Origin of the sequence: Lysinibacillus mangiferihumi, from assembly GCF_003049665.1 — a bacterium.
Classification (GTDB): Bacteria; Bacillota; Bacilli; order Bacillales_A; family Planococcaceae; genus Lysinibacillus; species Lysinibacillus mangiferihumi.
This window is the reverse complement of record NZ_PYWM01000022.1, coordinates 20,173-42,203: the sequence shown is the minus strand read 5'-3', so window position 1 is coordinate 42,203 and position 22,031 is coordinate 20,173. Positions and strand designations below refer to the sequence as shown.

The window sequence follows — 22,031 nt, the reverse complement described above, 5'->3', positions numbered from 1 at the left end:
CTTTTAACGTGAGCCTCCACCACGCTTTAAACTTGAACATGTCTCGGTACCACCTCTGCATTAATGCCTTTTCCTACATATTTGAGAGCCAGTAAGTGCAACCCTTTTTGACCTTCTAACTGTTGAATACGAATAATAGAGTTTTGCATATCGCGACCACGTTCAGCAGCTAACTTGTATCGTCCATTTTGTGTATACATAGCGATTTCTTTTATTAAGTCATTAATACAAGCCTTTTCTTTGATGATTTGGTCGTTGATTCGTTTTAAAGCATCCAATTGAATAATCCTCCTATAAACATTGGCACCATCGGCATTAACTGAGTCACCATATTCACTGTGTCCATTCCGAACAACATTGCTGCGGCTGGTATCTCCGAGTTGGTTATGTTAATCCACTTTAAAAAAGTCGATAAGTCCAATACCTTCCTGCCACTTTCATATTTACTTACGCATGATTGAGTTATATTTAATTCTTCCGCGATATCCTCTTGAGTCATTTTGGCTTTCTTGCGAAAGAGTTTTAACATTTTTCCGTGTTCAAGTGCATCGAACATAAAAAGTCCTCCTAAATATTCTGAATCGGAATAAATTCCATAGTGGAATACAAATTTCTCCCAAGTTAACTTAATATAGTGACAAGAGGTAGATTTGCCCCTACCTCTTTTACTAGATTGGTAGTTTGACGAGGCCATTTGCCCTGGCCTCTCCTATGCTCTCAATAATCTGAGACTTTCATTTTCACTCACATAGATACCAAGACGTGAGTTCATGTACATTACATTTTTATCTCGCCATTCCAACACTTTATCTCTTGGATAACGAGCTGTTAGTGCATGACATTTAGGAAATCCATCCATGCGTATGATCTTTTCTACAGTTGGTAATTCACACTGAAATATTTGAGCTACATGTTCTTTTTTTAAGTTTGATGGTAGAGATAATTCAAATCTCATGCTTTCTCTACAATCTTCAACACCTTGCTTATAAGCCTTTTGAAACAAGTCAGCTAATTCAGCGTTTAATAACGCTTCTTTTAGTTCATCTATTGTTAGATTCAATTTATTAACCTCCTAATCTATCGATTTTCTGATCGTTTAAGAGCGTTACTAGCTTCTTGTAAAATGAAGATGATTTCATCTAATTCTTCATAGTCAAGACTTAAAGTTATACCTGTGTTTTCTTTGAAGCCATCAGCTTCATTTCCATCTACTGCATTTATAGAAACAACTGATAAAGCACTATCAACGTTTGTATCAGTTTCAATTGCAAATTGATCTGTGAGTAAAGTGTTTTTTCTGATTAGTTCTAACATTAGGCTCCCAACCCTTCTACTTTAATTTTGTGTGTTATAGCCATTTCTTTCACAATCGCTAAGTAGATTTCAACTAGTTTAGGATCATCAGCAATTACATCAATCTTTTTAAACTTTTCAATTTTTGCTTTAGAAATGATTCCGTTTGATAGAGCTTCTTTCTTTCGATTTTCCAAGCGAATATTTAAACGACAATGGCCACGTCTTTCTAACAACTCATAGCTTTCATTTCTCGCTAGGCGATATTGTTCACCGCCTCCACGAGCTAAGGCGATTTTGTTTAGAATGACATTAACCTTGTCCTTCCATTCATTAGGATTAAGAGAAACAATTTGTGTGATATTTTCTTGTTGGGCTGCTAGTTGAGCTGTGCGTTGTTCAACAACATTTAGGCGGCGTTCTTGCTCTACACCTTGTTGAGCGATCATTGCAATTAGTTCAGCTTGTGTTTTAGGTTGTACTTGCGGTAAAAATGCCTCTGCTAATACGTCTTTAGCTTTAAGTTGATATGTCACTAGATTTTCAACAGCCTGTGGGTTATTCTCTTGCATTGATGGTGTGATTGAAATTTTCGCTAACCATAATGGAAGGAAATCTAATTCAATACACAATGCTTCTCTAACCTGACCGTCAAATATGACGGATAGCTTTTTGCTACCTTTTGAAAGAACCAAGTCACTTTGTATGTTTTTGACTTGTCTATCTTTTTGATTTTCGTTAAGTTTAATTCCGTTACACACCCAACTAACTGCCGCACGGATTTTACCGTCATCAGTTTTTACCGCAAGAATTTCATAATCACCAAAGGGTACTAACTTTTGTTCAACTACTGTTAATTGATTCATGATAAAGCCTCCTATGTTTTATATTTTTCCAATCTGCTAAAATATTGGTAGATTGGAGGTGAGATAATGTCTTTTGAAACGCATGAAAATAAGTTTTTAAAACAATGCCTTAATTGCAATAACGAAGTTTCAGACTTGAATCCAGAACATATTTATTGCACTCAATGTGGATTTCCTATTCGAAATGAATGTTATGGAACAACTAAGTTTCATAATGGGAACTTTAATGACCCTGTCGAACATGACATAGATGATGAAGAATACGTACTAGAGCCCAATGTTGTGTTTTGTCCAAAATGTTCTTCAATCTCCTTATTTGCTGAGAAAGGACTAATTGAAAATAAATATCCTAAGGTTGAAATAGTACATCAGAGTTCATATAAATCTAGTGGAAATGATGACCCGTTCTTCTAATAGTTTGATTGAGATTTAATTCTGTTCCACAGCGTGTGCAGTACTTTGCTTCTTCGATATGCAACTCTTTTCTGCACACGTTGCATTTACATTGCATTGTTTCAAGTGGCATTCTATTTAATTTAGATTTCATATCTTCACTCCTTTCGAGTTATATAGCTTGGTTAGTAAAAAACACTATGCATCATGCTGTTTTCGTATGTGCATTTTTTGCACAAATTTCAATAAAAAAAATGGTCCATTCTATACCTAATACTTTTCCAATAGCTTGTGCAACTTTCACACTTGGTCTAAGACCATTCTCTATCTTGGTGTAGTAGGAGCGTTCAATTCCTACCATATTAGAAACTCGCTCATGGGATAATTTAAGAGCTTTTCGTTGTTCCTTTAAAATTTCAGGAAACATATCAATACCTCCTTTGTGCATTTCTTACACATAGTATATCGTGCATTTTTTGCACAGTCAATACATTTTGTGTATTTTTTTCACAAAATATTTATTGTGCAAAAAATTCACCTATAATAGAGAGAATAGAAAGGAGCGTACTGTATGAAATATGGCGAGATATTTAAAAAATTACGCACTGAAAAGGGTTTGTCTCAAAAAGAACTAACTGACCGCCTTACAATCAATAGATCAACATATGCTCGTTATGAAACTTCTTCAACACAACCTGATTTTGAAACTTTAAGTAAATTAGCTGACTTTTATGATGTATCTATAGATTATCTACTAGGTAGAACTGATAACAAGAATGCCTTACATACACAAGCTGGCATTTCAGATGAGGCGTACAACAATTTAAGTGCATACCAAAAAGAGGTTATTGATTTCTTTTTAACTAGAGAGAATTTGTTTTTCAAAAACCAACCAGAAAATTTACTTGATGCTTTAGAGCAATTCGAAGTTTATTATGAAGTATGGAAAAAGCAACAAGAAAATAAGAAGTAATTTTACATTATTATGTAGACTTTCCAAACATTTAAAAATTCGCCTTTTCAGTGGTGAATTTTTTTGTTAACATAAAAAGAACATATGTTTGCAAAAGAGGGATGTTATGAATTTTGTTTATACTCATTTAGAAGATTACATTCGAGACCTGTTCACTAATATTGGCGTGACTAACCCAAATCAATTAGATCCAAGGATAATTGGTCCTAATCTTGGTTTTACTGTCCTTTACTTACCTTTTGATTCAGTAAGTTACGACAACATAATCTATATAGATTCACGATTATCTGAACAGGAGCAGTGGCAAGATTTTTGTCATGAATTAGGTCATGCAATCTCGCATTCTGGCAATCAAACAAAAACTCATCCTTTGTTTAGAGAGTACCAGGAATGGAAAGCAAATAACTTTGCCTTACATGCATGTGTACCTACATATATGCTTAACCAGATTCAACTACCTGTAAATGAAGAAAAAGCTATTAATAAGATTCAACTATTATTTAATGTAGATTATGAATTTGCAAGGAAAAGATTAAGCCACTATCTTAATAACCATTTTTTTGGTGATTATAGTCTACATGAAGGGAGTAATTATTGTGGGGTACGTTAAAAAAATTGATAAAAACAAATTCAAACTAATTGCTGATCTTGGTTACCGTGGCAAACGAAGAATTCGTAAAACAAAGGTTGTTGAGGTTAAAAGCGAAAAAGAAGCGATTCGTCTCCTAATACTGTTCGAAGAAGAAATGAAACAAAGTAAAGATGTCTATTTTAGTAATATAGATTCAATAACATTAAACAATCTTTATCCGCGATGGAAAGATAATTATGCAAAACAACATTATAGTGCAAGATCACTTCATGATAACTGCACTCACTTAGAAAAACGCATCCTTCCTATTTTCGGTGATATGAAATTAAAGGATATAAAAAAAGTAGATGTGGTTTTCTTCGTTGGAGATTTACAGAAGAAGAAACGTAGGCTAGATGAACAAGAAGGTGAACTTGCCCCTTCAACAGTCCATAATATTTACAAAGCTTTCGCTAGTATTATGAATGTTGCTGTCCAGTGGAACTTAATAGAAGAAAGTCCTTGCAAAAATGTAAAGCTACCTAAACTTAAATATGAAGAAGGCAAAGCCTATAGTGCAGAACAAGTTAAATTATTGTTTGAACGATTACATAATCGTGAAAATGCTGAAAAAAGATTATTAGTAGAACTTGCAGTAGTTAGTGCTGCGCGCCAAGGCGAACTAGTAGCAATTGAAGAAAAACACTTAAATATTGAAAATAATACATTATTAATTGAACAAGCATTAGTTAATTTAACTGGAGAAGGAATTATTGTAAAAGAGACTAAGGGGAAACGAAAACGTGTGGTAACTATACCTACAAATATAATGAACGATTTAGTTACGCTTGCTGCAGTTAAAAAATATCAATTAGAAGAAGCTGGTGAGGAACGAGAATGGAACGAGCATATTTTTCTGTTTTCAAATGAGTTCGGTAAGCCATATCGTCCTGATTCAATTAGCCAATGGTGGGATCGCTTTATGAAAAGGAATCCGGATTTACCTAAAATTCGTTTTCATGATTTAAGACATACTTCAGCAACTTTATTAATTCATGCTGGAGAACATCCTAAAGTCATTCAATCGAGATTAGGGCATTCTAATATTACAACGACAATGAATACTTATGGCCACCTTTTACAAGAAACTGACCAACGAGCAAGTTCTCATTTTGATAAACTATTTGATGAAAAAGAATGATTCGGGCACCTTTTGGGCACCAATACCTTAAATATACACCTTTGCATAAAAATAAAAAGCCTTACAACCGTTGTGGCTGTAAGGCTTACGTTAGCGTCCCAGGAGGGATTCGAACCCCCGACCGACGGCTTAGAAGGCCGTTGCTCTATCCTGCTGAGCTACTGAGACATGGTGTGTGTTCCTAAAAACCTCTTAGGAAAGACAATATTTATTATATGTCCTTTATTACATAATGTCAACATGAATTTTACTATGGAGGCAAGGTTTGCCTTGAAAATATTATATACCTATTTATTGTATGAAGCTATAGCTTTCTTTATGTTATTTTACTGCATTACATTGTCTTATTTTTTGTTAAAATAATAAGCAAAAATGGAGGTATGTGTATGTTTGAAAAGTCGGTGGTTGTGGTGACTGGTGGTGCGCAAGGAATTGGAGAAGGGATTGTACGTGCATATGCACAGCGTGGTGCCAAGGTTGTAATTGCAGATGTGAATGTAGAGCTGGGGCACCAATTAGCACAAGAGTGTAATGAACAAGGGTATTCGGCATTGTTTGTGGAGACGGATGTGTCAAAGGAACAAGATATTGTTGCGTTAATGCAGCAAACGGTCCAACATTTTGGGACTATTACGATTTTGATTAATAATGCGGGTAAGTTTGAGCATGTGTCACCTTATGATATTACGGTTGCGCAGTGGCATAATCTTTTACAAACGAATTTAACGAGTGTTTTATTCTGTTCTAGAGAAGCGGCTAAAATCATGCGGACAAATGAGCTTGGAGGTTCGATTGTTTCTTTAGCCTCTACACGGGCTTTTATGTCTGAGCCTTATAGTGAAGCGTATGCTGCTTCCAAGGGCGGTATTGTAGCGTTAACGCATGCATTAGCCCGCTCTTTCGGTCCAGATAACATTACGGTCAATTGTATATCACCTGGTTGGATTGAAACCGGTGATTATGAACAGCTACGTGCTATCGATCATGAACAACATCTAGTAGGGCGTGTTGGTGTGCCGGAAGATATTGCACAAGCTTGTCTGTACTTAACAAATCCAGCGAATCGATTTGTCACAGGGATTAATATTACGGTCGATGGAGGCATGTCAAAGAAAATGATCTATGAGGAATAATGGACGCATCTGGATTCTTGCACATTCAAGGATCGTGTAGAGTATTCTACACTAGAATGAATTTTTTAAGGGAGTGAATGTGCATTGTTTCCATATTCAAACAGCTATTTCGGGAATTCTTTAAGCGCCATCTATACGGCTCCATCCAACCAGTATACGGCGCCTATTCGGCACTTTTTACAGCCGCAACAGGATCATCGCAGGTGCATTAGTAAAGGAGAGGCTGATTTTATGGCGATGAATCGACTGTTGTGGATGGAGCATGTTAATTGGACGAGGATGACCATTATAAGTATTGTCTTTAATTTGCCGGATTTACCATTTGTGCAAGCACGTCTTTTACGCAATGCGACGGATTTAGGTAATTGTCTGCGCCCCTTTTACGGCGATCAAATAGCAGATCGCTATGCAGAGCTAATAAAAGAGCATTTACTTATTGCAGCGCAACTTGTTACAGCGGCGAATAAAGGAGATGCGGCAACAGCAGCGGCTAAAGAACAAGAATGGTATCGTAATGCCGATGACATTGCCATATTTTTAAGTTCCATTAATCCATATTTAACTAAAGAAGCTGTGCAGCAAATGTTTTATCGCCATTTAGCTTTAACGAAAAAAGAAGCCGTGACGATGATTCAAAAAGACTATCAATCAGACGTGCAAGTGTTTGATGATATAGAGGCAGAGGCACTTGCCATGTCAGACATGATAGCAAATGCGATAGTCATGCAGTTTTGCTACCGCTTTTATTCATAATAAATAAAAAACCAGATTCATCGACAATTAGCATTTGTCCATCAATCTGGTTTTTCGTATTGGAGAAAAAATCTATGATTGCTCCGTATCGGGTTGTTGTTCCACATAGCGGTAATATAAATTCCGTAATTCAGATTCTTTAAACTTGCCTAGATGTGTTTTTAATTGAGGATGCACTAAAATCCCTTTTGCGCGTAGCTCTTTGACAAACCAACCTTTTGAATATTGATGCACGTTGCACCGTCTCCTTTTCTGTTAGTCATCCATAGCGTATGCGCAAAGGTTTTGTGCTGTTACCGCTACCCCTTGTTACACCAAAATAAAAAACAAAGGACAAGAAATAATCCTTTGTTTACAGTCCATTCAATTATGTGCCACAAAACGTTTGGTATGGACAGTCGGATGGTGCTGGTAGCGTGGCATACGCTTCTTGTTCCGCTAAATGAGCGTACGGCTGAGATAGCACCTGTAATAGCTTATCCATAACACGGTAATCACCGCGTGTAACAGCCGCTTCTAACGCTTCCTCTACCCGATGGTTTCGCGGAATAACGGCAGGGTTCGTGTCTCGCATTAACTGCTGTGATTGTGCTTTGGATGGCTCTTGCCTTTGTCTTCTTGCTTGCCACTGTTCGTACCACTTTTTAAATTCCATACTATCAAAAAGCGCCGTTCCTTCACATCTTTGAAACGTTAGTGAACGGAATGTATTTGTATAATCTGCTTCATGCTTTTCCATTAACGTTAGAAGTTCATCTATTAGTGCGGCATCTTGCTGTTCTTCATTAAAGAGACCGAGCTTTGCGCGCATTCCCGCTAACCAGTTTGTATAGTACAACTGCGGATATTGCTCAATCACTTGCTGAGCTAGTGCTACAGCATCTTCTGGGTCGTCATGGATAAGTGGAAGGAGCGTTTCAGCAAAACGCGTAATATTCCATCCTCCAATAGGCGGCTGATTGCCATAAGCATAGCGTCCTTGTCGGTCGATGGAGCTAAAAACTGTTGCTGGATTATAACGATCCATAAAAGCACAAGGACCATAATCAATCGTTTCACCGCTAATCGTCATATTATCTGTGTTCATTACACCATGGATAAAGCCGACTAGTTGCCATTTGGCAATAAGGGCTGCCTGTCTTTCCATAACTTCTTGAAGCAAGCTCAAATAGCGATTTTCCGTCTGTTCAATCATTGGGAAATGGCGTTGGATTGCATAATCAGCTAACTTCTGAAGCTCTTCATCGCTACCCCATTGTGCCGCATATTGAAATGTCCCTACACGTAAATGACTACTTGCAACACGCGTCAAAATCGCACCAGGTAGTTCTGTTTCACGAAGTACTGTTTCTCCTGTTGTCACTACTGCCAAACTACGAGAAGTTGGGATGCCTAACGCAAACATTGCTTCGCTAATAATATATTCACGTAGCATCGGGCCAAGTGCTGCACGGCCGTCGCCTCCTCTAGAGTAAGGCGTTCGTCCTGAACCTTTGAGTCCGATGTCATAGCGCTCCCCTGAAGGTGTTATTTGTTCGCCTAGAAGGAGTGCTCTACCATCCCCTAACATATTAAAATGCCCAAATTGATGTCCTGCATATGCCTGTGCAAGCGGCAATGCCCCCTTTGGTATCTCGTTACCGGCAAGCACCTCAATACCATCTTCTTGTTGAAGCGCACTATAATCTAATCCAAGGGACTTTGCCACGGCTTCATTTAGAATCGCCAACTTAGGTGCATGCACGCGATTTAATTGAAGATGGCTATAGAATGAATTTGGTAGACGAGCATAGCTATTATCAAAATTCCAACCAATATTATTTGCCTTAGTCATTTGATCACCCTTGTTCTTTTCATTTAGTCTTTCTACTAACATGCAATTCATTCGTGGACGTATTTTCCAAAGCCTTTGTAATCCATAAATAGAAAAACGCTTAAACTCTCTTTTCATAGAATCTTAAGCGTTTTTAATAAGTTTGAGTTATGCACGAACAAACGTATGCGTTGACAAACAATCATTGTTCTCTGTGAAGAAATCCACCTGATAATAGCTAGCTTGAATGTCTATAACTGCAAAGCTTTTTTCATTTCCACCTCTTGGCTTTAATAAACTTCCTGGATTGATAAATAAGACATCATCAATCATTTCGGCACCTAATAGATGAGAATGACCAAAGCACACAATATGTGCATCGACTTCCTTTGCGCGATACAATAATGCCAACATGGATGATTTAACATTAAATAAATGACCATGTGTGACAAAAAGGGCAGCATCTCCCACTTGCACAATTATTTCCTCTGGAAAGGCTTTATCAAGATCACAATTTCCCCGCACTTTTTTCATGCCATCTAATGCAGCATGGGAAAAAGGCAGTTCGCTATCACCACAATGAATCATCGTTTCGACATACGGATAAAAGCCACGTACTTGGTCAATAACATGGCTATCTCCATGTGTATCACTCATAACCACTATTTGCATGGATATCACCTCTTACTTAATAAGGTTTGGCAATTGTTCCTTTAACTTGCGAATGGCATTTCCTCGGTGAGAAATAGCCCCTTTTTCTTCTGGTGTTAATTCAGCCATCATACGATTTAAACTTGGTACAAAAAAGACAGGGTCATAGCCAAAACCATTAGTTCCACGTTTTTCATGTGCAATGACACCTTCGCACGTGCCGAACACTGTTGTTGTTTCAAAATCAGGACCCGCAATCGCAATACAGCAGCAAAAGCGAGCTGTGCGCTTGTTATCTTCTATACCTTGTAAATTTTGCAATAGTTTTACCATATTTGCCTCATCATCATGATCACCAGCATAGCGTGCCGAATAAACACCTGGCTCCCCATTAAGCGCATCTACAGCTAAACCACTATCATCCGCAATAACAATCGTTGCAAGCTCTTTTGCTAAAGCCTCTGCTTTTAACACGGCATTTTCTTCAAATGTTGTGCCTGTTTCTTCAATTTCCATGTCCGGTGCGACATCAAACATCGTCACCACTTCATAACCGAGCGGCCCAAACAATGCTTCGAAATCTTTTGCTTTGCCTTTGTTTTTTGTAGCAATTACAACTTGTTTCATATTAGCAGTTTCCTCCTACTTTATGAGCTATTTCTCCAAGTGCTTGTTTTTGTAGTTCAATAAGCTCGCGAATGCCCTTTTCGCCTAATGCAAGCAAGTTATTTAATTCCTCACGTGAAAAGGTCGCTTCTTCACCAGTCCCTTGTAATTCTACAAAACGGCCTGCTCCTGTCATGACAATATTCATATCTACCGCTGCATCTACATCTTCTACATAATTTAAGTCTAAAACGGCACCTTGCTCTTCAACAATGCCAACACTTGTAGCCGCTAAAAAATCAGTAACAGGGAATTTTTCTAGTTGTTTTTCTTCAGCAAGCTTGGCAATTGCCTGTGTCATTGCGACAAATGCCCCTGTAATCGAAGCAGTTCGTGTTCCGCCGTCTGCTTGAATCACATCACAGTCAATCCATACTGTACGTTCTCCCAACGCTTCTAAATCGACGATAGCACGTAATGCGCGACCAATCAGACGTTGAATTTCCATTGTACGTCCGTTCACTTTCCCGCGTGACGATTCACGTGGTGTTCGTTGTGCTGTGGCACGAGGTAACATTGAATACTCAGCTGTAATCCAACCTTTGCCCTGTCCGCGTAAAAAACCTGGTACTTTATCTTCAACCGTTGCTGTACAAATTACTTTCGTATTTCCAACTTGGATTAATACTGAGCCTTCTGGATGCAATAAATACTCGCTATCCATTTTCACAGGACGCAATGCATCTGCATCTCTACCATCAAATCTTGTCATCATTCATCGTGCCTCCTAAAATCTTTCGCGCCCTTATTTTATCATATTTTCCACTGATGCGACGATTTACTACATGCAATATATGATATTTATCATATCAATTGCATTACATTTTCATCTACAATGAAAAACCTTAAGCTGTTATAGTAATATAATAAAGAAAGAGGTGATGGTCATGTCTCAATCAACAATTGAGCATAGTAGTTATACCATAAAGGAAGAATTTTGGAATGCGCTAACACATGGAATCGGTGCATTTTTAACAGTTCCTGCTACCCTTCTATTAGTGCATAAAGCTCTAACAACCGGTACAAGCACCGAGCTTATTAGTTACATTATTTTTGGTATTTCGATGTTTTGTTTATACATAGCATCGACCTTATATCATGCACTGCCCACACATAAAGTGCTTTTGAAAAAATTAGATCATAGCTCCATCTTCTTATTAATCGCAGGAACATATACACCTGTAGCGCTCATTGCCGTAGGTGGAAAATTAGGAATGAGCATATTTATCATCGAATGGGTTCTTGCCTTTATCGGCATCGTATTAAAACAATTTTTCGTCCATCGTTTCAAAAAAATCTCGTTGATTGTTTACATTGGCATGGGATGGTTGATTGTCTTTGCCTATAAACCATTGGTCGCTTATATCTCATTCAACGGGTTTATGATACTTTTACTCGGCGGTATTTTTTATACTGCTGGCACATTTTTTTACAAAAACAAAAAAATAAAGTACAACCACGCAATATGGCATGTCTTTGTGATGGCAGGAAGTGCAGCGATGTTCGTTGCTATTTATTTGTTTATGTAAAATTGTCTATTTCAATATAATGACGACTAAAAAAATCAGCCTAGCTCGTAAGCTAAGCTGATTTTTATTTTAATGTAATACGGTGTATGTCAAGCGTACCTTGTTCTAACCAATTTTCTGCAATGGAACGGAAAATTGGCACAGAACCCGTTGCATAAAATTTATGTGCAGGCTTAGCATTTGTATCTGCTAAAGTACCATTATACGCAAGCATTTCCTCGACATCCTTTGCTGTTTCTTCCGCAGAAGATAGCACGAAAACATCTTCTCCGACGACAGCTTCAATTTGTTTTTGCAAAATCGGGTAATGCGTACATCCTAAAATGACCGTATCAAATTGTTCGTTTTTTAACGGTTTTAAGCCTTCTGCAATTAAATTATTTGCAAATTGTCCTTTATATTCGCCACTTTCTACTAGTGGTACGAACGTTGGACAAGCCAATGGAATAATGTGGGTAGACGTATTCAAAGACAATAAGGCTTCTTCATACGCCCCACTTTTAATTGTACCTTCTGTTGCAAGCACAACGACTTCATGTCGCTTCGTTTTCTTTACAGCTGCACGTGCGCCAGCATTAATAACGCCTAGTACCGGAAAAGGCATATTACGTTGTAAACTTTCGAGTGCTACTGCAGTCGCTGTATTACAAGCTATGACGAGCATCTTGATATTCATTTTCTCGAGTGCTTTGGCCATTTGCCAAGTAAAATTCCGTACTTCCTGTCGAGTTCGTGGACCATACGGACATCTTGCGGTATCACCGATATAATAAATCGTTTCGTTTGGTAATCGTTTTATTATTTCCTTTGCTACGGTTAGACCGCCTACTCCTGAATCAATAACGCCTATCGGGGCATTCATACTTTCCGCCTCAATCCTGTTTCATGTGTACATGTAGTTTTTGTAAATAGCTCGATAATTGCGCGACTTCTTGTTCGTTAAATCCTACAAGCATTTCTTGCAAATATTGCTGTCTTTTTTCAATAACCTCTTGAATAATTCGTTCGCCTTTTTCGAGAAGATGAACGACAACGACCCGGCGATCATTTTCATCACGCACTCGCTTGACTAATTCATTTTTCTCCATTCGGTCCACTAAATCTGTTGTCGTACTAAAGGCTAAGTATAAACGGTTTGATAAATCGCCAATTGTAATATCACCGAGCTCTTCTAACCACTGTAATGCAACAAATTGTGGCGGCGTAATTGTATATTGTGAAACAATTTCTCTTCCTTTTTGCTTCACAATGGCCGCAATATAGCGTAGTTCCTTTTCAACCGTTGCAACGGTTTCAGGTGAGTGCTTTGTTACTTCATCCGACATATAACTATTCCACTCCTAAACATGCGTTGAATAGTTCTATTTTGTCGTTTTTTTCACGAAATAGCAAGTGTCCATTAGTCTAATTTGAATTCTTCTAAGCGTAACAGCTCAATTAACGCTTGAGATCGATTTGTTACACCTAGCTTTTGAATTGTATTGGAAATGTGATTTCGCACTGTTTTTTCACTAATACCAAGCTGCTCTGCAATATCCCTCGTTGTTTTTTCAGCTAATAAAAGCGCAAATATTTCACGTTCTCGGTTTGTTAAAAGAGAACGATGATGAGAGCCATTCATTTTCAGTCACACCCTCCTCCCCCGCACGTATTGTAACTTATGTTAAGGAGTGTTGAGCGGTGACGGCTATTTTCATGAATACACCGAGTTTCCACAAAAATTTCGGAAGTTCTTCTTTTTCGCGCGACAAATGACATGAAAAATGGAATTCTTGACGCCCTAGCTTCTTTTTTCGAGCATGCTCGGGAAAATCTGCGTTACCTGCCACAAGAAATTCCACGCCGACCTCCATCCATGCCAATATTCCATTATGCCTCACTTAAAAGAATGAAGCACTCGCTGAATAGCAAATTACATAATCACTAACTGTGCTAATTGCGCCTTTTCTTCTTGTGATATCGGCACGCTTTTACCTGTTCGTGGATCCATTTGTACTACTGTACCACGACCTGTAAAGCATACTTCATCCTTTTGATTTTTCGCTAAGTAATGGATATCCATTGATGAGTTACCTAATTTCGCTACTTTTGTATATATACGAAGTACATCATTAAAGAAAACTTGCTTTCGATAATCACATTGTAAATCTGCTACAATCGGAATCCCCTTTACTTTGTCGTCCAATGCAGAAGGCATTAATATGCCTAAATGATTAAAATAATCGATTCTAGCCTGTTCAAAATATGTAAAGCTAACGGTATTATTCATATGCCCATACATATCCGTTTCCGAAAAACGCACACGTACCTCAATATAAAATGAAAAATCCTCTGCCCATTTCTCAAAGTCTTCAATATAATTTGCTTTCATATCCCCAACCCCTTTGTGTGATTGCCTACTGTTAATCTATTCGTATTACCATCGTTAAAAATGAATACAAATTCATTATAAAGGAAGAGAGGCAATTATGATAGAAAAATCAGAAATTTTAGTGTTTTATTCACGATTTCACTCATCTTCTATCTAACAGTCTATAAAAAAACTCCCTTACACTATTGTGTAAGGGAGTAGCATTGTACAATTAGTCAACGTAATGGTCAGAACCGAAGAAGTTACGGAACATTTGCACTGTTGTTGCACGATTTAAAGATGCGATAGATGTTGTTAAAGGAATACCTTTAGGACAAGCAGCTACACAGTTTTGAGAGTTACCGCAGTTAGCAAGACCGCCGTCACCCATAATTGCATTTAAACGTTCGTCTTTAATCATTGCACCTGTTGGGTGAGTGTTAAATAGACGTACTTGTGATAATGGTGCTGGTCCAATGAATGAAGCTTTTTCAGACACGTTTGGACATGCTTCCATACAAACACCACAAGTCATACATTTAGATAATTCATAAGCCCATTGACGTTTACCTTCTGGCATACGTGGACCTTCACCTAAATCATACGTACCATCGATTGGTACCCATGCTTTAACTTTTTTCAGTGCGTTGAACATACGATCACGGTCAACTTGTAAGTCACGTACAACCGGGAAAGTTTTCATTGGCTCAAGGCGAACTGGTTCAGTCAATTGATCAATCAATGTTGAACATGATTGACGAGGACGACCATTGATTACCATTGAACATGCGCCACAAACTTCTTCAAGACAGTTCATATCCCATGAAACTGGTGTAGTTTTTTCACCGTTTGCCATCACTGGATTTTTTTGAATCTCCATTAACACAGAAATAACGTTCATACCATGACGGTAAGGAACTTCGAATTTCTGCCAGTAGCTTTGGCCACCTTGTGTATCTTGACGTAAAATTTCAACTTTTACCATTCTTCCAGTATTAGCTGCGATTTCCATAATTCTTAGTCTCCTTTCGCAGAGTAGTCACGTTTACGTGGTGGGATTAATGAAACGTCTACTTCTTGATATGTGATAACTGGCTCGCCCGTAGCTGGGTCGAATTTGGCCATCGTTGTTTTTAAGAAGTTTTCATCATCACGTTGCGGGAAGTCTGGTTTATAGTGCGCACCACGAGATTCATTACGAAGTAAAGCACCTTTTGTCATTACTTTCGCTAGGTAAAGCATGTTTTTCAACTGACGTGTAAAGTGAGCACCTTGGTTACTCCATTTTTGTGTATCGTTGATGTTAATGTTTTCCCAACGTTTTTGGAATTCACCAAGTTTTTTATATGTTTCTTCAAGTTGGTCGTTATAGCGTACAACTGTCATTGTAGCAGTCATTAACTCACCAAGCTCTTTATGAAGAAGGTAAGCGTTTTCTGTGCCGTCCATTTTCATGATAGCATCCCATTTCGCTTGCTCTTCTTTAACACGTGCATCATAAATATCTTGCGATAAATCTTCAGCATGCTTTTTAAGATGTTTAACGTAATCTACTGCATTTGGACCAGCAACCATACCGCCATAAATTGCAGATAATAATGAGTTAGCACCAAGACGGTTTGCACCATGTTGAGAGTAATCACATTCACCCGCTGCGAATAGACCAGGAATTTCAGTCATTTGGTTGTAGTCAACCCATAATCCACCCATTGAGTAGTGAACTGCAGGGAAAATTTTCATTGGTAATTTACGTGGGTCATCACCTACGAATTTTTCGTAGATTTCAATGATACCACCAAGTTTTACATCTAATTCATGTGGATCTTTATGAGAAAGATCTAGGTATACCATGTTTTCGCCGTTGATACCAAGTTTTTGGTTTACACAAACGTCGAAAATTTCACGTGTTGCGATATCACGTGGTACTAAGTTACCATATGCAGGGTATTTTTCTTCTAAGAAGTACCAAGGTTTACCGTCTTTATATGTCCAAATACGGCCACCTTCACCACGAGCAGATTCTGACATTAGACGGTTTTTGTCGTCCCCAGGAATCGCTGTTGGGTGAATTTGAATGAACTCACCATTCGCGTATGAAGCACCTTGTTGGTATACGATAGAAGCAGCAGAACCTGTGTTAATAACAGAGTTTGTTGTTTTACCGAAGATAATACCAGGGCCACCAGTCGCCATAATAACAGCGTCTGCACGGAATGATTGAATTTCTTCTGTACGCATATTTTGTGCGACGATACCGCGGCAAACGCCGTCATCATCGATAACAACACCAAGGAATTCCCAGTGTTCATATTTGTTAACTAAACCAGCTACTTCGTGAGAACGAACTTGCTCGTCCAACGCGTATAGTAATTGCTGACCAGTTGTTGCACCTGAGAATGCTGTACGGTGCATTAACGTACCACCGAAACGGCGGAAATCAAGTAAACCTTCTGGTGTACGGTTGAACATTACACCCATACGGTCCATTAAGTGAATAATACCAGGGGCAGCATCACACATACCTTTAACTGGTGGTTGGTTCGCTAAGAAATCCCCACCATATACTGTATCATCAAAGTGAATCCAAGGAGAATCCCCTTCACCTTTTGTATTTACGGCACCATTAATTCCGCCTTGCGCACATACAGAGTGTGAGCGTTTTACAGGAACTAATGAGAATAAATCAACTTCAGTACCAACTTCAGCTGCTTTAATCGTTGCCATCAGACCAGCTAAACCGCCGCCGACAACAATTATTTTGCTTTTCGCCATGATTATTTCTCACTCCTCTTAAAAAATTGCAATGATTGCATGTACTCTTATAGTAGCTTCTATTGAATTATACGAAAGCTAAAATAGCAGCCACACCAACTACACTTAGAATTACGAAAAGAACGTTTGTTACATAAGTAGCAATCTTTTGAGACTGTGGTGATTGTGTAATACCCCAGCTTACTAAGAATGACCACAAACCATTTGTTAAGTGGAAAGTTGCTGATAAAATACCAACAATGTAGAATCCAAGCATAAATGGATTTGCAACGATATTTGCCATCATGTCGTAATCAACGTGTGTACCAAGCGCTTTTTGAATACGAGTTTGGAAAATATGCCATGCAATGAAAATTACTAAAAATACACCTGTGAAGCGTTGTAATGAGAACATCCAGTTACGGTATGTGCTGAAACGCCCTGTATTTGGTGTAGCTGTGAATGCAATGAACACACCATAGAATGCGTGGAACATTAATGGAATGTAGATGACAATCCACTCAACTAGGATAAGAAATGGAATTTTTTCCATTACTGCGGTAGCATCATTGTAACTTTCTGCTCCGCCTGTTGCTGTAAAGTTAATGAATAGGTGCATCGTTAAAAACAGACCTACTGGAATGATCCCAAGTAGAGAATGTAAGCGACGCCATAAAAACTCTCGATCTTTCGACAAGACTGTTACCCCCCTTAGTACTTAAAATAGCACAACAAAAGAAGTCATCATTTTGTAAATGATACTCCATTGACTGTGTATTTCATCATGGTACAATATTATGACATGTTTATTGTACTCTCAAGAGCTACGAGCGTCAAGGTAACATAGAGTTTTTGCTAGACCTTATTAAAGAAGTAATCTAGTACATAACGTGTCGTTTCTTCTCGAAAAATCTATCATTACTTTATTGGTACTAAATTATAAGAAAATTCTAAGAAAGAAGGATTTCTATGTTAAATAATCCATCTAATACTATCTCATCATTTGGATATGAGTTAATTCGTGATCATGTCCTATCTTCAATACTCGGTAAACATGAGGATGACGTACTATATTGGGCTGGCAAGGAGCTTGCACGGAAGTTTCCTTGTAAAAGTCAAGATGAACTTATCGCATTTTTCGCAGATGCGTGCTGGGGTAATCTAGTATTGACAAAGGAGTCTAAAGATGGACGTATTTTCCATTTAATGAATGAACCAACCCTTTTACAAATTCAAAATCGTAGCTTTAGACTTGAAGCAGGCTTTATTGCTGAACAAATTCAGCAAGTAAAAGGGTACTTGACTGAATGTTATGATGAGAAGCGTGAAAAACAACAGCTTGTCACGTTTACAGTCAAATGGGATGTTAAAGAACGTATTATGAATACAATAACAAATGAATAAAAGTCTAAAGGATTCTTTTGTAAGAAAAGCAAACCTTATACGTGTGGACAAAAGGCAACAAGATGTTACGCTTGATGCCTTTTGTCATTTTTATATAGTAGTTACTGTTTGTGAATCTCTTCTTCTAAATTAAACTCCTCATGTAATGCATTAGCAGCTCGAATCATTTCGTCTTGCGGCACAACAACAGAGACTTTAATTTCCGACGTACTCACCATTTTTACTGGAATATCCTCTCGACGTAAGCGATCAAACATTCTGGCAGCTACTCCAGGATTCGATGCCATCCCAGATCCAATAATCGAAACTTTCGCTAAGCCGATTTCAAAATCGGCAAAGCTAAAACCAAGCGACAATTTACTATTTTCTAACACTCGTAAAGCTTCAGCAAATTCCTCTTTTAAAATGGTAAAGGATACAGATGGTTTCACACCTTCAATAATAGCTTGAACAATAATATCAACATTAATGCGGTTTTCTGCCAGTATCGCAAACATATCTGCTAACGACGCAGTTGAATATGTATCATAGCCAATTGTTAGACGAATAATATCTGCTTCGAAAGCAACACCACGTACAATTAAATTTTTCTCCATTTCAACTTCCTCCTTCAATAAAGTCCCTACTGTATCAACTACACTTGAACGAATAATCACCGGGATTTGAAATTTTTTTGCTAACTCCACTGCACGTGGATGTAGAATATGTGACCCTAAATGCGAAAGTTCCAACATTTCATCATAGGAAATCTCCTGTAACTTTCTCGCTTTTTCAATATGACTTGGATCAGCTGTATAGACACCATCGACATTTGTATAAATCTCAACACGCTCTGCATCTAATGCTGCTGCAATGGCTACTGCTGTCGTTTCCGCTCCACCCTTTCCAAGTGTTGTAATATTGTTGGCAGCATTCATCCCTTGTTCCCCAGCAATAACAACAATTTGTCCTTGTGTCATATGCTCTTGCATGCGACGAACATTGATTTGATCAATACGTGCATTAAAATGTTTTGCATCTGTCTGCACACCAGCTTGCCAGCCAGTTAATGACACTGCATCATAACCGGCCTCTTGCAAAGCAATCGCAAATAGTGCACTTGATAGTTGCGAGCTCGTCGATAACAGTACATCCATCTCACGCTTAGAGGCATCATCTGATAATGCACGTACCATTTTAGTTAAGTCTTTAGCTGTACGGCCCATCGCTGCTGTCACTACTACTACATCATAGCCACGCTCTTTTTTTGCCATTGCAATTTTAGCGACCTCCTGAATCCGCTCTGTTGAGGCGATTGCAGGTCCACCAAATTTCAATACAATACTTGCCATTTTCATCATTCTCCTTTTTTAGATTCGTTTCTAGAACAGCAAAAAGGCAGCCATCACATAACGTGAAAGCTGCCTGCAACATGTACAATAAAATAGCTTGCGCATGTGTGATAGCTCTCCGAAACGTCAAGATTCGACAGTCCTACATCTGTTAAATGCAAAACCAGCAAAGTATCGGAACAACGATACTTCACTTCGGCAAGCTCCCCTTTCACACATCATCACTGGATTTGTCCATCCTTCGATGTGCTACTATTGAACCTTGCACCTCTATCATCACTTAAAATAGTGAAATGTAATTTTACCTTTTATGAAAATACTTCGTTATTATGCTTTATTGCACAATCGTTCATACAAGGATTGTTAGAACATAATGGTATTACCATTGCTATGTTCTATTCCAACATTAGCATATGTCTAATCCTTTGACAACGTCTGCTGCTGAAAATAAGTGTAAATAATGTTCGCTAAGTTTGCAGGCATTCCTGCTTCTTGAAGGGCAAGCTCACTCGCCTCACGAATCTTTTTAACTGAGCCAAAATGCTTCAATAGCTGTTGCTTTCGTTTCGGTCCAACACCTTCAATGCCATCGAGTACAGATTGAATCGCATTTTTTTCATGTTGTTGCCGTAGGAATGTAATAGCAAAACGGTGCACTTCATCCTGAATACGTTGAAGTAAATAAAAGCCATCACTCGTTCGTTTTAATGCGATAACATCAGGCGGATCACCGAACAAGAGCTGAGATGTATTATGCTTATCATCTTTTGCTAAACCAGCGATTGGAATAACAAGACCAAGTTCATCTTCCAACACTTCTCGTGCCACTTCCATCTGTCCTTTACCACCATCTATTAGCACTAAATCGGGCAATGGCAAGCCTTCTTTTAATACCCTCGTGTAACGGCGTCGTATCACTTCCTGCATTGCCCCGTAATCGTCATGTTTTGCGGCTGTTCGTGTTTTGTATTTACGATATTCTTTCTTTGCCGGTTTACCATCAATAAAAACAACCATTGCTGATACCGCATCCGTACCATGCATATGGCTATTATCGAATGCTTCAATGCGCAGTGGTGCTGAAATGCCCATTGCTTCGCCTAGTGCCTCGCATGCGCCAATTGTGCGTTCTTCTTGTCGTTCAATCAATTGGAATTTAGCTGCCACAGCAATTTCCGCATTTTTCATAGCCAAATCAACTAGCTCTTTCTTTTGCCCTCGCTTCGGTGTCAGTACTTTAACCCCTAATAATTCGGTTAAAATTGCCGCATCAATAGCCTGTGGAATGAAAATTTCTTTCGGTTTAATATGCTCTAGCTTTTCATAAAAGCGTCCGACAAACGTTAAAAATTCTTCCTCCACGTCCTGATAAATTGGGAAAATGGAGACATCTCGCTCAATTAACTTGCCTTGACGAACGAAAAACACTTGCACACACATCCAACCTTTTTCAACCGCATAACCGAAGACATCGCGGTTGGTCGTATCACTAGACACGATTTTTTGTTTTTGCATAACCGTCTCAATATGTGCAATTTGATCGCGGAACTCCTTCGCTCGCTCAAATTCTAGTTGCTCTGCCGCGACTAGCATCTTGTCCTCAAGTTCTTTTTTTACTGTCTCAACACCGCCATTTAAAAACTTCGTCATATCTTCAATCATATCGTGATATATGTGAGCATCAATATCCTTTACACATGGAGCTAAGCACTGTCCCATATGATAGTACAAGCAAACCTTGGATGGTAATTGCACACATTTACGTAGCGGATATAGTCTATCCAGCAGCTTTTTCGTCTCACTTGCTGCATACGCATTTGGATAAGGACCAAAATATTTTGCCTTATCTTTTTTTACTTTACGTGTTGTAATAAGTCGTGGATATTTCTCGTTCGTAATTTTTAAATACGGATATGTTTTATCATCCGTAAGCATGATATTGTATTTAGGATCGTGTAGCTTTATAAGGTTCAACTCTAAAATAAGTGCCTCCAAATTAGATGAAGTCACAATATACTCAAAATCTTCAATTTCGCCAACAAGGCGTTGTGTTTTGCCTTCGTGTGTTCCTGTAAAATAGGAGCGCACTCGATTTTTTAGCACCTTTGCCTTGCCTACATAAATAATTGTCCCTTGTCGATCTTTCATCAAATAGCAGCCAGGCTGATCTGGTAAAATATCAAGCTTTCGTTTAATTAAATCATTCATCGCCTACCTGCCCCCTTTTTTTGATGCTAAATAAAAGCGCCATTTGCGATGCCTAAACGGATATCAAATATCAACATTTAACGGTTGCTTCTCTTTTATTATATAACGAAAAAAAGCCGAGCACATCTAAAGATGGCTCAGCTCT

General features: G+C 38.4%; 29 protein-coding genes, 1 tRNA gene and 1 riboswitch. Of the genes, 8 read left to right on the top strand and 22 right to left on the bottom strand.

Annotated features, from left to right (window positions below; genetic code table 11):
- Nucleotides 1-26: 26 nt before the first annotated feature.
- From C9J37_RS18815 to C9J37_RS18795, 5 genes are all read right to left on the bottom strand, one after another.
- Nucleotides 27-278 (bottom strand): hypothetical protein, encoded by a 252-nt coding sequence (locus C9J37_RS18815; protein WP_107896588.1) that lies wholly within the window; start codon nucleotides 276-278, stop codon nucleotides 27-29.
- Nucleotides 266-556: a type II toxin-antitoxin system RelB family anti-toxin gene (locus tag C9J37_RS18810; protein ID WP_167397365.1), complete on the bottom strand. Its 291-nt coding sequence runs from the start codon at nucleotides 554-556 to the stop codon at nucleotides 266-268. The genes C9J37_RS18815 and C9J37_RS18810 overlap by 13 nt, the downstream gene beginning before the upstream one ends.
- A 153-nt stretch (nucleotides 557-709) precedes the next feature.
- Nucleotides 710-1,060 (bottom strand): hypothetical protein, encoded by a 351-nt coding sequence (locus C9J37_RS18805; protein WP_107896586.1) that lies wholly within the window; start codon nucleotides 1,058-1,060, stop codon nucleotides 710-712.
- A gap of 17 nt (nucleotides 1,061-1,077) precedes the next feature.
- Nucleotides 1,078-1,314 (bottom strand): hypothetical protein, encoded by a 237-nt coding sequence (locus C9J37_RS18800; protein WP_107896585.1) that lies wholly within the window; start codon nucleotides 1,312-1,314, stop codon nucleotides 1,078-1,080.
- Nucleotides 1,314-2,159: a phage antirepressor N-terminal domain-containing protein gene (locus C9J37_RS18795; protein ID WP_107896584.1), complete on the bottom strand. Its 846-nt coding sequence runs from the start codon at nucleotides 2,157-2,159 to the stop codon at nucleotides 1,314-1,316. Before C9J37_RS18795 ends, C9J37_RS18800 begins: the two co-directional genes overlap by 1 nt.
- Before the next feature lie 66 nt (nucleotides 2,160-2,225).
- On the opposite strand from C9J37_RS18795, the gene C9J37_RS18790 reads away from it, so the two are divergent.
- Nucleotides 2,226-2,573: a hypothetical protein gene (locus C9J37_RS18790; protein WP_107896583.1), complete on the top strand. Its 348-nt coding sequence runs from the start codon at nucleotides 2,226-2,228 to the stop codon at nucleotides 2,571-2,573.
- Nucleotides 2,574-2,757: 184 nt separating this feature from the next.
- Here the strand turns inward: C9J37_RS18790 and C9J37_RS18785 are convergent, their stop codons facing one another.
- Nucleotides 2,758-2,979, bottom strand: coding sequence for a helix-turn-helix domain-containing protein (locus C9J37_RS18785; protein WP_107896582.1), 222 nt, complete (start codon nucleotides 2,977-2,979; stop codon nucleotides 2,758-2,760).
- A 144-nt stretch (nucleotides 2,980-3,123) separates the two neighbouring features.
- Here C9J37_RS18785 and C9J37_RS18780 point away from each other — a divergent pair, with 144 nt between their 5' ends.
- From C9J37_RS18780 to C9J37_RS18770, 3 genes are all read left to right on the top strand, one after another.
- Entirely contained in the window at nucleotides 3,124-3,525 is a 402-nt protein-coding gene (locus C9J37_RS18780) for a helix-turn-helix domain-containing protein (RefSeq protein ID WP_107896581.1), read from the top strand.
- A 106-nt stretch (nucleotides 3,526-3,631) separates the two neighbouring features.
- Entirely contained in the window at nucleotides 3,632-4,135 is a 504-nt protein-coding gene (locus C9J37_RS18775) for an ImmA/IrrE family metallo-endopeptidase (protein WP_107896580.1), read from the top strand.
- Nucleotides 4,122-5,297, top strand: a complete 1,176-nt coding sequence (locus C9J37_RS18770; RefSeq protein ID WP_167397364.1) for a tyrosine-type recombinase/integrase — start codon at nucleotides 4,122-4,124, stop codon at nucleotides 5,295-5,297. Before C9J37_RS18775 ends, C9J37_RS18770 begins: the two co-directional genes overlap by 14 nt.
- Nucleotides 5,298-5,391: 94 nt before the next feature.
- Here C9J37_RS18770 and C9J37_RS18765 read toward each other — a convergent pair.
- Nucleotides 5,392-5,465, bottom strand: a tRNA-Arg gene (locus C9J37_RS18765).
- Nucleotides 5,466-5,683: 218 nt separating this feature from the next.
- On the opposite strand from C9J37_RS18765, the gene C9J37_RS18760 reads away from it, so the two are divergent.
- A complete protein-coding gene (locus tag C9J37_RS18760; protein ID WP_107896578.1) occupies nucleotides 5,684-6,430 on the top strand; it encodes an SDR family NAD(P)-dependent oxidoreductase in 747 nt (248 codons plus the stop codon).
- Nucleotides 6,431-6,514: 84 nt separating this feature from the next.
- On the top strand, nucleotides 6,515-7,183 hold the full coding sequence (locus C9J37_RS18755) for a hypothetical protein (RefSeq protein WP_107896577.1): 669 nt from the start codon (nucleotides 6,515-6,517) through the stop codon (nucleotides 7,181-7,183).
- 72 nt (nucleotides 7,184-7,255) lie between these two features.
- Here the strand turns inward: C9J37_RS18755 and C9J37_RS18750 are convergent, their stop codons facing one another.
- The 5 genes from C9J37_RS18750 to rph all read right to left on the bottom strand — a co-directional run bounded on the left by C9J37_RS18750 (nucleotide 7,256) and on the right by rph (nucleotide 11,025).
- Nucleotides 7,256-7,417 carry a DUF2639 domain-containing protein gene (locus C9J37_RS18750; RefSeq protein ID WP_107896576.1) on the bottom strand — a complete coding sequence of 54 codons (162 nt, stop codon included), beginning with the start codon at nucleotides 7,415-7,417 and terminating at the stop codon, nucleotides 7,256-7,258.
- A 133-nt stretch (nucleotides 7,418-7,550) separates the two neighbouring features.
- Entirely contained in the window at nucleotides 7,551-9,017 is a 1,467-nt protein-coding gene (locus C9J37_RS18745) for a protein adenylyltransferase SelO (protein ID WP_201262191.1), read from the bottom strand.
- A 147-nt stretch (nucleotides 9,018-9,164) separates the two neighbouring features.
- On the bottom strand, nucleotides 9,165-9,668 hold the full coding sequence (locus tag C9J37_RS18740; RefSeq protein ID WP_107896574.1) for a metallophosphoesterase: 504 nt from the start codon (nucleotides 9,666-9,668) through the stop codon (nucleotides 9,165-9,167).
- 12 nt (nucleotides 9,669-9,680) lie between these two features.
- Nucleotides 9,681-10,274 (bottom strand): XTP/dITP diphosphatase, encoded by a 594-nt coding sequence (locus C9J37_RS18735; RefSeq protein WP_024363265.1) that lies wholly within the window; start codon nucleotides 10,272-10,274, stop codon nucleotides 9,681-9,683.
- A gap of 1 nt (nucleotide 10,275) precedes the next feature.
- Nucleotides 10,276-11,025 (bottom strand): ribonuclease PH, encoded by a 750-nt coding sequence (rph, locus tag C9J37_RS18730; protein WP_024363266.1) that lies wholly within the window; start codon nucleotides 11,023-11,025, stop codon nucleotides 10,276-10,278.
- 175 nt (nucleotides 11,026-11,200) lie between these two features.
- Here rph and trhA point away from each other — a divergent pair, with 175 nt between their 5' ends.
- Nucleotides 11,201-11,842 (top strand): PAQR family membrane homeostasis protein TrhA, encoded by a 642-nt coding sequence (gene trhA / locus C9J37_RS18725; protein ID WP_107896573.1) that lies wholly within the window; start codon nucleotides 11,201-11,203, stop codon nucleotides 11,840-11,842.
- A gap of 64 nt (nucleotides 11,843-11,906) precedes the next feature.
- Here trhA and racE read toward each other — a convergent pair whose 3' ends face one another.
- The 8 genes from racE to C9J37_RS18685 all read right to left on the bottom strand — a co-directional run bounded on the left by racE (nucleotide 11,907) and on the right by C9J37_RS18685 (nucleotide 17,640).
- On the bottom strand, nucleotides 11,907-12,704 hold the full coding sequence (gene racE / locus C9J37_RS18720) for a glutamate racemase (protein WP_024363268.1): 798 nt from the start codon (nucleotides 12,702-12,704) through the stop codon (nucleotides 11,907-11,909).
- Between the two features lie 10 nt (nucleotides 12,705-12,714).
- Nucleotides 12,715-13,167 carry a MarR family winged helix-turn-helix transcriptional regulator gene (locus tag C9J37_RS18715; protein ID WP_024363269.1) on the bottom strand — a complete coding sequence of 151 codons (453 nt, stop codon included), beginning with the start codon at nucleotides 13,165-13,167 and terminating at the stop codon, nucleotides 12,715-12,717.
- A gap of 74 nt (nucleotides 13,168-13,241) precedes the next feature.
- Complete coding sequence (locus tag C9J37_RS18710) at nucleotides 13,242-13,463, bottom strand: helix-turn-helix domain-containing protein (RefSeq protein ID WP_004226437.1); 222 nt, start codon at nucleotides 13,461-13,463, stop codon at nucleotides 13,242-13,244.
- A gap of 37 nt (nucleotides 13,464-13,500) precedes the next feature.
- A complete protein-coding gene (locus tag C9J37_RS18705) occupies nucleotides 13,501-13,704 on the bottom strand; it encodes a hypothetical protein (protein WP_153063503.1) in 204 nt (67 codons plus the stop codon).
- 50 nt (nucleotides 13,705-13,754) lie between these two features.
- Nucleotides 13,755-14,213 carry an acyl-CoA thioesterase gene (locus tag C9J37_RS18700; RefSeq protein WP_107896572.1) on the bottom strand — a complete coding sequence of 153 codons (459 nt, stop codon included), beginning with the start codon at nucleotides 14,211-14,213 and terminating at the stop codon, nucleotides 13,755-13,757.
- Nucleotides 14,214-14,424: 211 nt separating this feature from the next.
- A complete protein-coding gene (sdhB, locus tag C9J37_RS18695; RefSeq protein WP_024363272.1) occupies nucleotides 14,425-15,204 on the bottom strand; it encodes a succinate dehydrogenase iron-sulfur subunit in 780 nt (259 codons plus the stop codon).
- Nucleotides 15,205-15,209: 5 nt separating this feature from the next.
- Nucleotides 15,210-16,964, bottom strand: a complete 1,755-nt coding sequence (gene sdhA, locus C9J37_RS18690; protein WP_024363273.1) for a succinate dehydrogenase flavoprotein subunit — start codon at nucleotides 16,962-16,964, stop codon at nucleotides 15,210-15,212.
- A 67-nt stretch (nucleotides 16,965-17,031) separates the two neighbouring features.
- Nucleotides 17,032-17,640, bottom strand: coding sequence for a succinate dehydrogenase cytochrome b558 subunit (locus C9J37_RS18685; protein WP_024363274.1), 609 nt, complete (start codon nucleotides 17,638-17,640; stop codon nucleotides 17,032-17,034).
- A gap of 272 nt (nucleotides 17,641-17,912) precedes the next feature.
- On the opposite strand from C9J37_RS18685, the gene C9J37_RS18680 reads away from it, so the two are divergent.
- Complete coding sequence (locus C9J37_RS18680) at nucleotides 17,913-18,347, top strand: YslB family protein (protein WP_107896571.1); 435 nt, start codon at nucleotides 17,913-17,915, stop codon at nucleotides 18,345-18,347.
- Nucleotides 18,348-18,448: 101 nt separating this feature from the next.
- Here the strand turns inward: C9J37_RS18680 and C9J37_RS18675 are convergent, their stop codons facing one another.
- Together C9J37_RS18675 and uvrC are read right to left on the bottom strand one after the other, a co-directional pair.
- Entirely contained in the window at nucleotides 18,449-19,678 is a 1,230-nt protein-coding gene (locus C9J37_RS18675) for an aspartate kinase (protein ID WP_107896570.1), read from the bottom strand.
- Between the two features lie 103 nt (nucleotides 19,679-19,781).
- Nucleotides 19,782-19,959, bottom strand: a riboswitch (Lysine riboswitch).
- 136 nt (nucleotides 19,960-20,095) lie between these two features.
- Complete coding sequence (gene uvrC, locus C9J37_RS18670; RefSeq protein WP_107896569.1) at nucleotides 20,096-21,886, bottom strand: excinuclease ABC subunit UvrC; 1,791 nt, start codon at nucleotides 21,884-21,886, stop codon at nucleotides 20,096-20,098.
- Nucleotides 21,887-22,031: the final 145 nt, after the last annotated feature.

Coding starts and splice junctions, on each gene's coding strand:
- C9J37_RS18810 (WP_167397365.1), bottom strand. CDS start 556: ATGTTCGATGCACTTGAACACGGAAAAATGTTAAAACTCTTTCGCAAG.
- C9J37_RS18800 (WP_107896585.1), bottom strand. CDS start 1,314: ATGTTAGAACTAATCAGAAAAAACACTTTACTCACAGATCAATTTGCA.
- C9J37_RS18795 (WP_107896584.1), bottom strand. CDS start 2,159: ATGAATCAATTAACAGTAGTTGAACAAAAGTTAGTACCCTTTGGTGAT.
- C9J37_RS18790 (WP_107896583.1), top strand. CDS start 2,226: ATGTCTTTTGAAACGCATGAAAATAAGTTTTTAAAACAATGCCTTAAT.
- C9J37_RS18785 (WP_107896582.1), bottom strand. CDS start 2,979: ATGTTTCCTGAAATTTTAAAGGAACAACGAAAAGCTCTTAAATTATCC.
- C9J37_RS18780 (WP_107896581.1), top strand. CDS start 3,124: ATGAAATATGGCGAGATATTTAAAAAATTACGCACTGAAAAGGGTTTG.
- C9J37_RS18775 (WP_107896580.1), top strand. CDS start 3,632: ATGAATTTTGTTTATACTCATTTAGAAGATTACATTCGAGACCTGTTC.
- C9J37_RS18760 (WP_107896578.1), top strand. CDS start 5,684: ATGTTTGAAAAGTCGGTGGTTGTGGTGACTGGTGGTGCGCAAGGAATT.
- C9J37_RS18745 (WP_201262191.1), bottom strand. CDS start 9,017: ATGACTAAGGCAAATAATATTGGTTGGAATTTTGATAATAGCTATGCT.
- C9J37_RS18740 (WP_107896574.1), bottom strand. CDS start 9,668: ATGCAAATAGTGGTTATGAGTGATACACATGGAGATAGCCATGTTATT.
- C9J37_RS18735 (WP_024363265.1), bottom strand. CDS start 10,274: ATGAAACAAGTTGTAATTGCTACAAAAAACAAAGGCAAAGCAAAAGAT.
- rph (WP_024363266.1), bottom strand. CDS start 11,025: ATGACAAGATTTGATGGTAGAGATGCAGATGCATTGCGTCCTGTGAAA.
- trhA (WP_107896573.1), top strand. CDS start 11,201: ATGTCTCAATCAACAATTGAGCATAGTAGTTATACCATAAAGGAAGAA.
- racE (WP_024363268.1), bottom strand. CDS start 12,704: ATGAATGCCCCGATAGGCGTTATTGATTCAGGAGTAGGCGGTCTAACC.
- C9J37_RS18715 (WP_024363269.1), bottom strand. CDS start 13,167: ATGTCGGATGAAGTAACAAAGCACTCACCTGAAACCGTTGCAACGGTT.
- C9J37_RS18710 (WP_004226437.1), bottom strand. CDS start 13,463: ATGAATGGCTCTCATCATCGTTCTCTTTTAACAAACCGAGAACGTGAA.
- C9J37_RS18700 (WP_107896572.1), bottom strand. CDS start 14,213: ATGAAAGCAAATTATATTGAAGACTTTGAGAAATGGGCAGAGGATTTT.
- sdhB (WP_024363272.1), bottom strand. CDS start 15,204: ATGGAAATCGCAGCTAATACTGGAAGAATGGTAAAAGTTGAAATTTTA.
- sdhA (WP_024363273.1), bottom strand. CDS start 16,964: ATGGCGAAAAGCAAAATAATTGTTGTCGGCGGCGGTTTAGCTGGTCTG.
- C9J37_RS18680 (WP_107896571.1), top strand. CDS start 17,913: ATGTTAAATAATCCATCTAATACTATCTCATCATTTGGATATGAGTTA.
- C9J37_RS18675 (WP_107896570.1), bottom strand. CDS start 19,678: ATGGCAAGTATTGTATTGAAATTTGGTGGACCTGCAATCGCCTCAACA.
- uvrC (WP_107896569.1), bottom strand. CDS start 21,886: ATGAATGATTTAATTAAACGAAAGCTTGATATTTTACCAGATCAGCCT.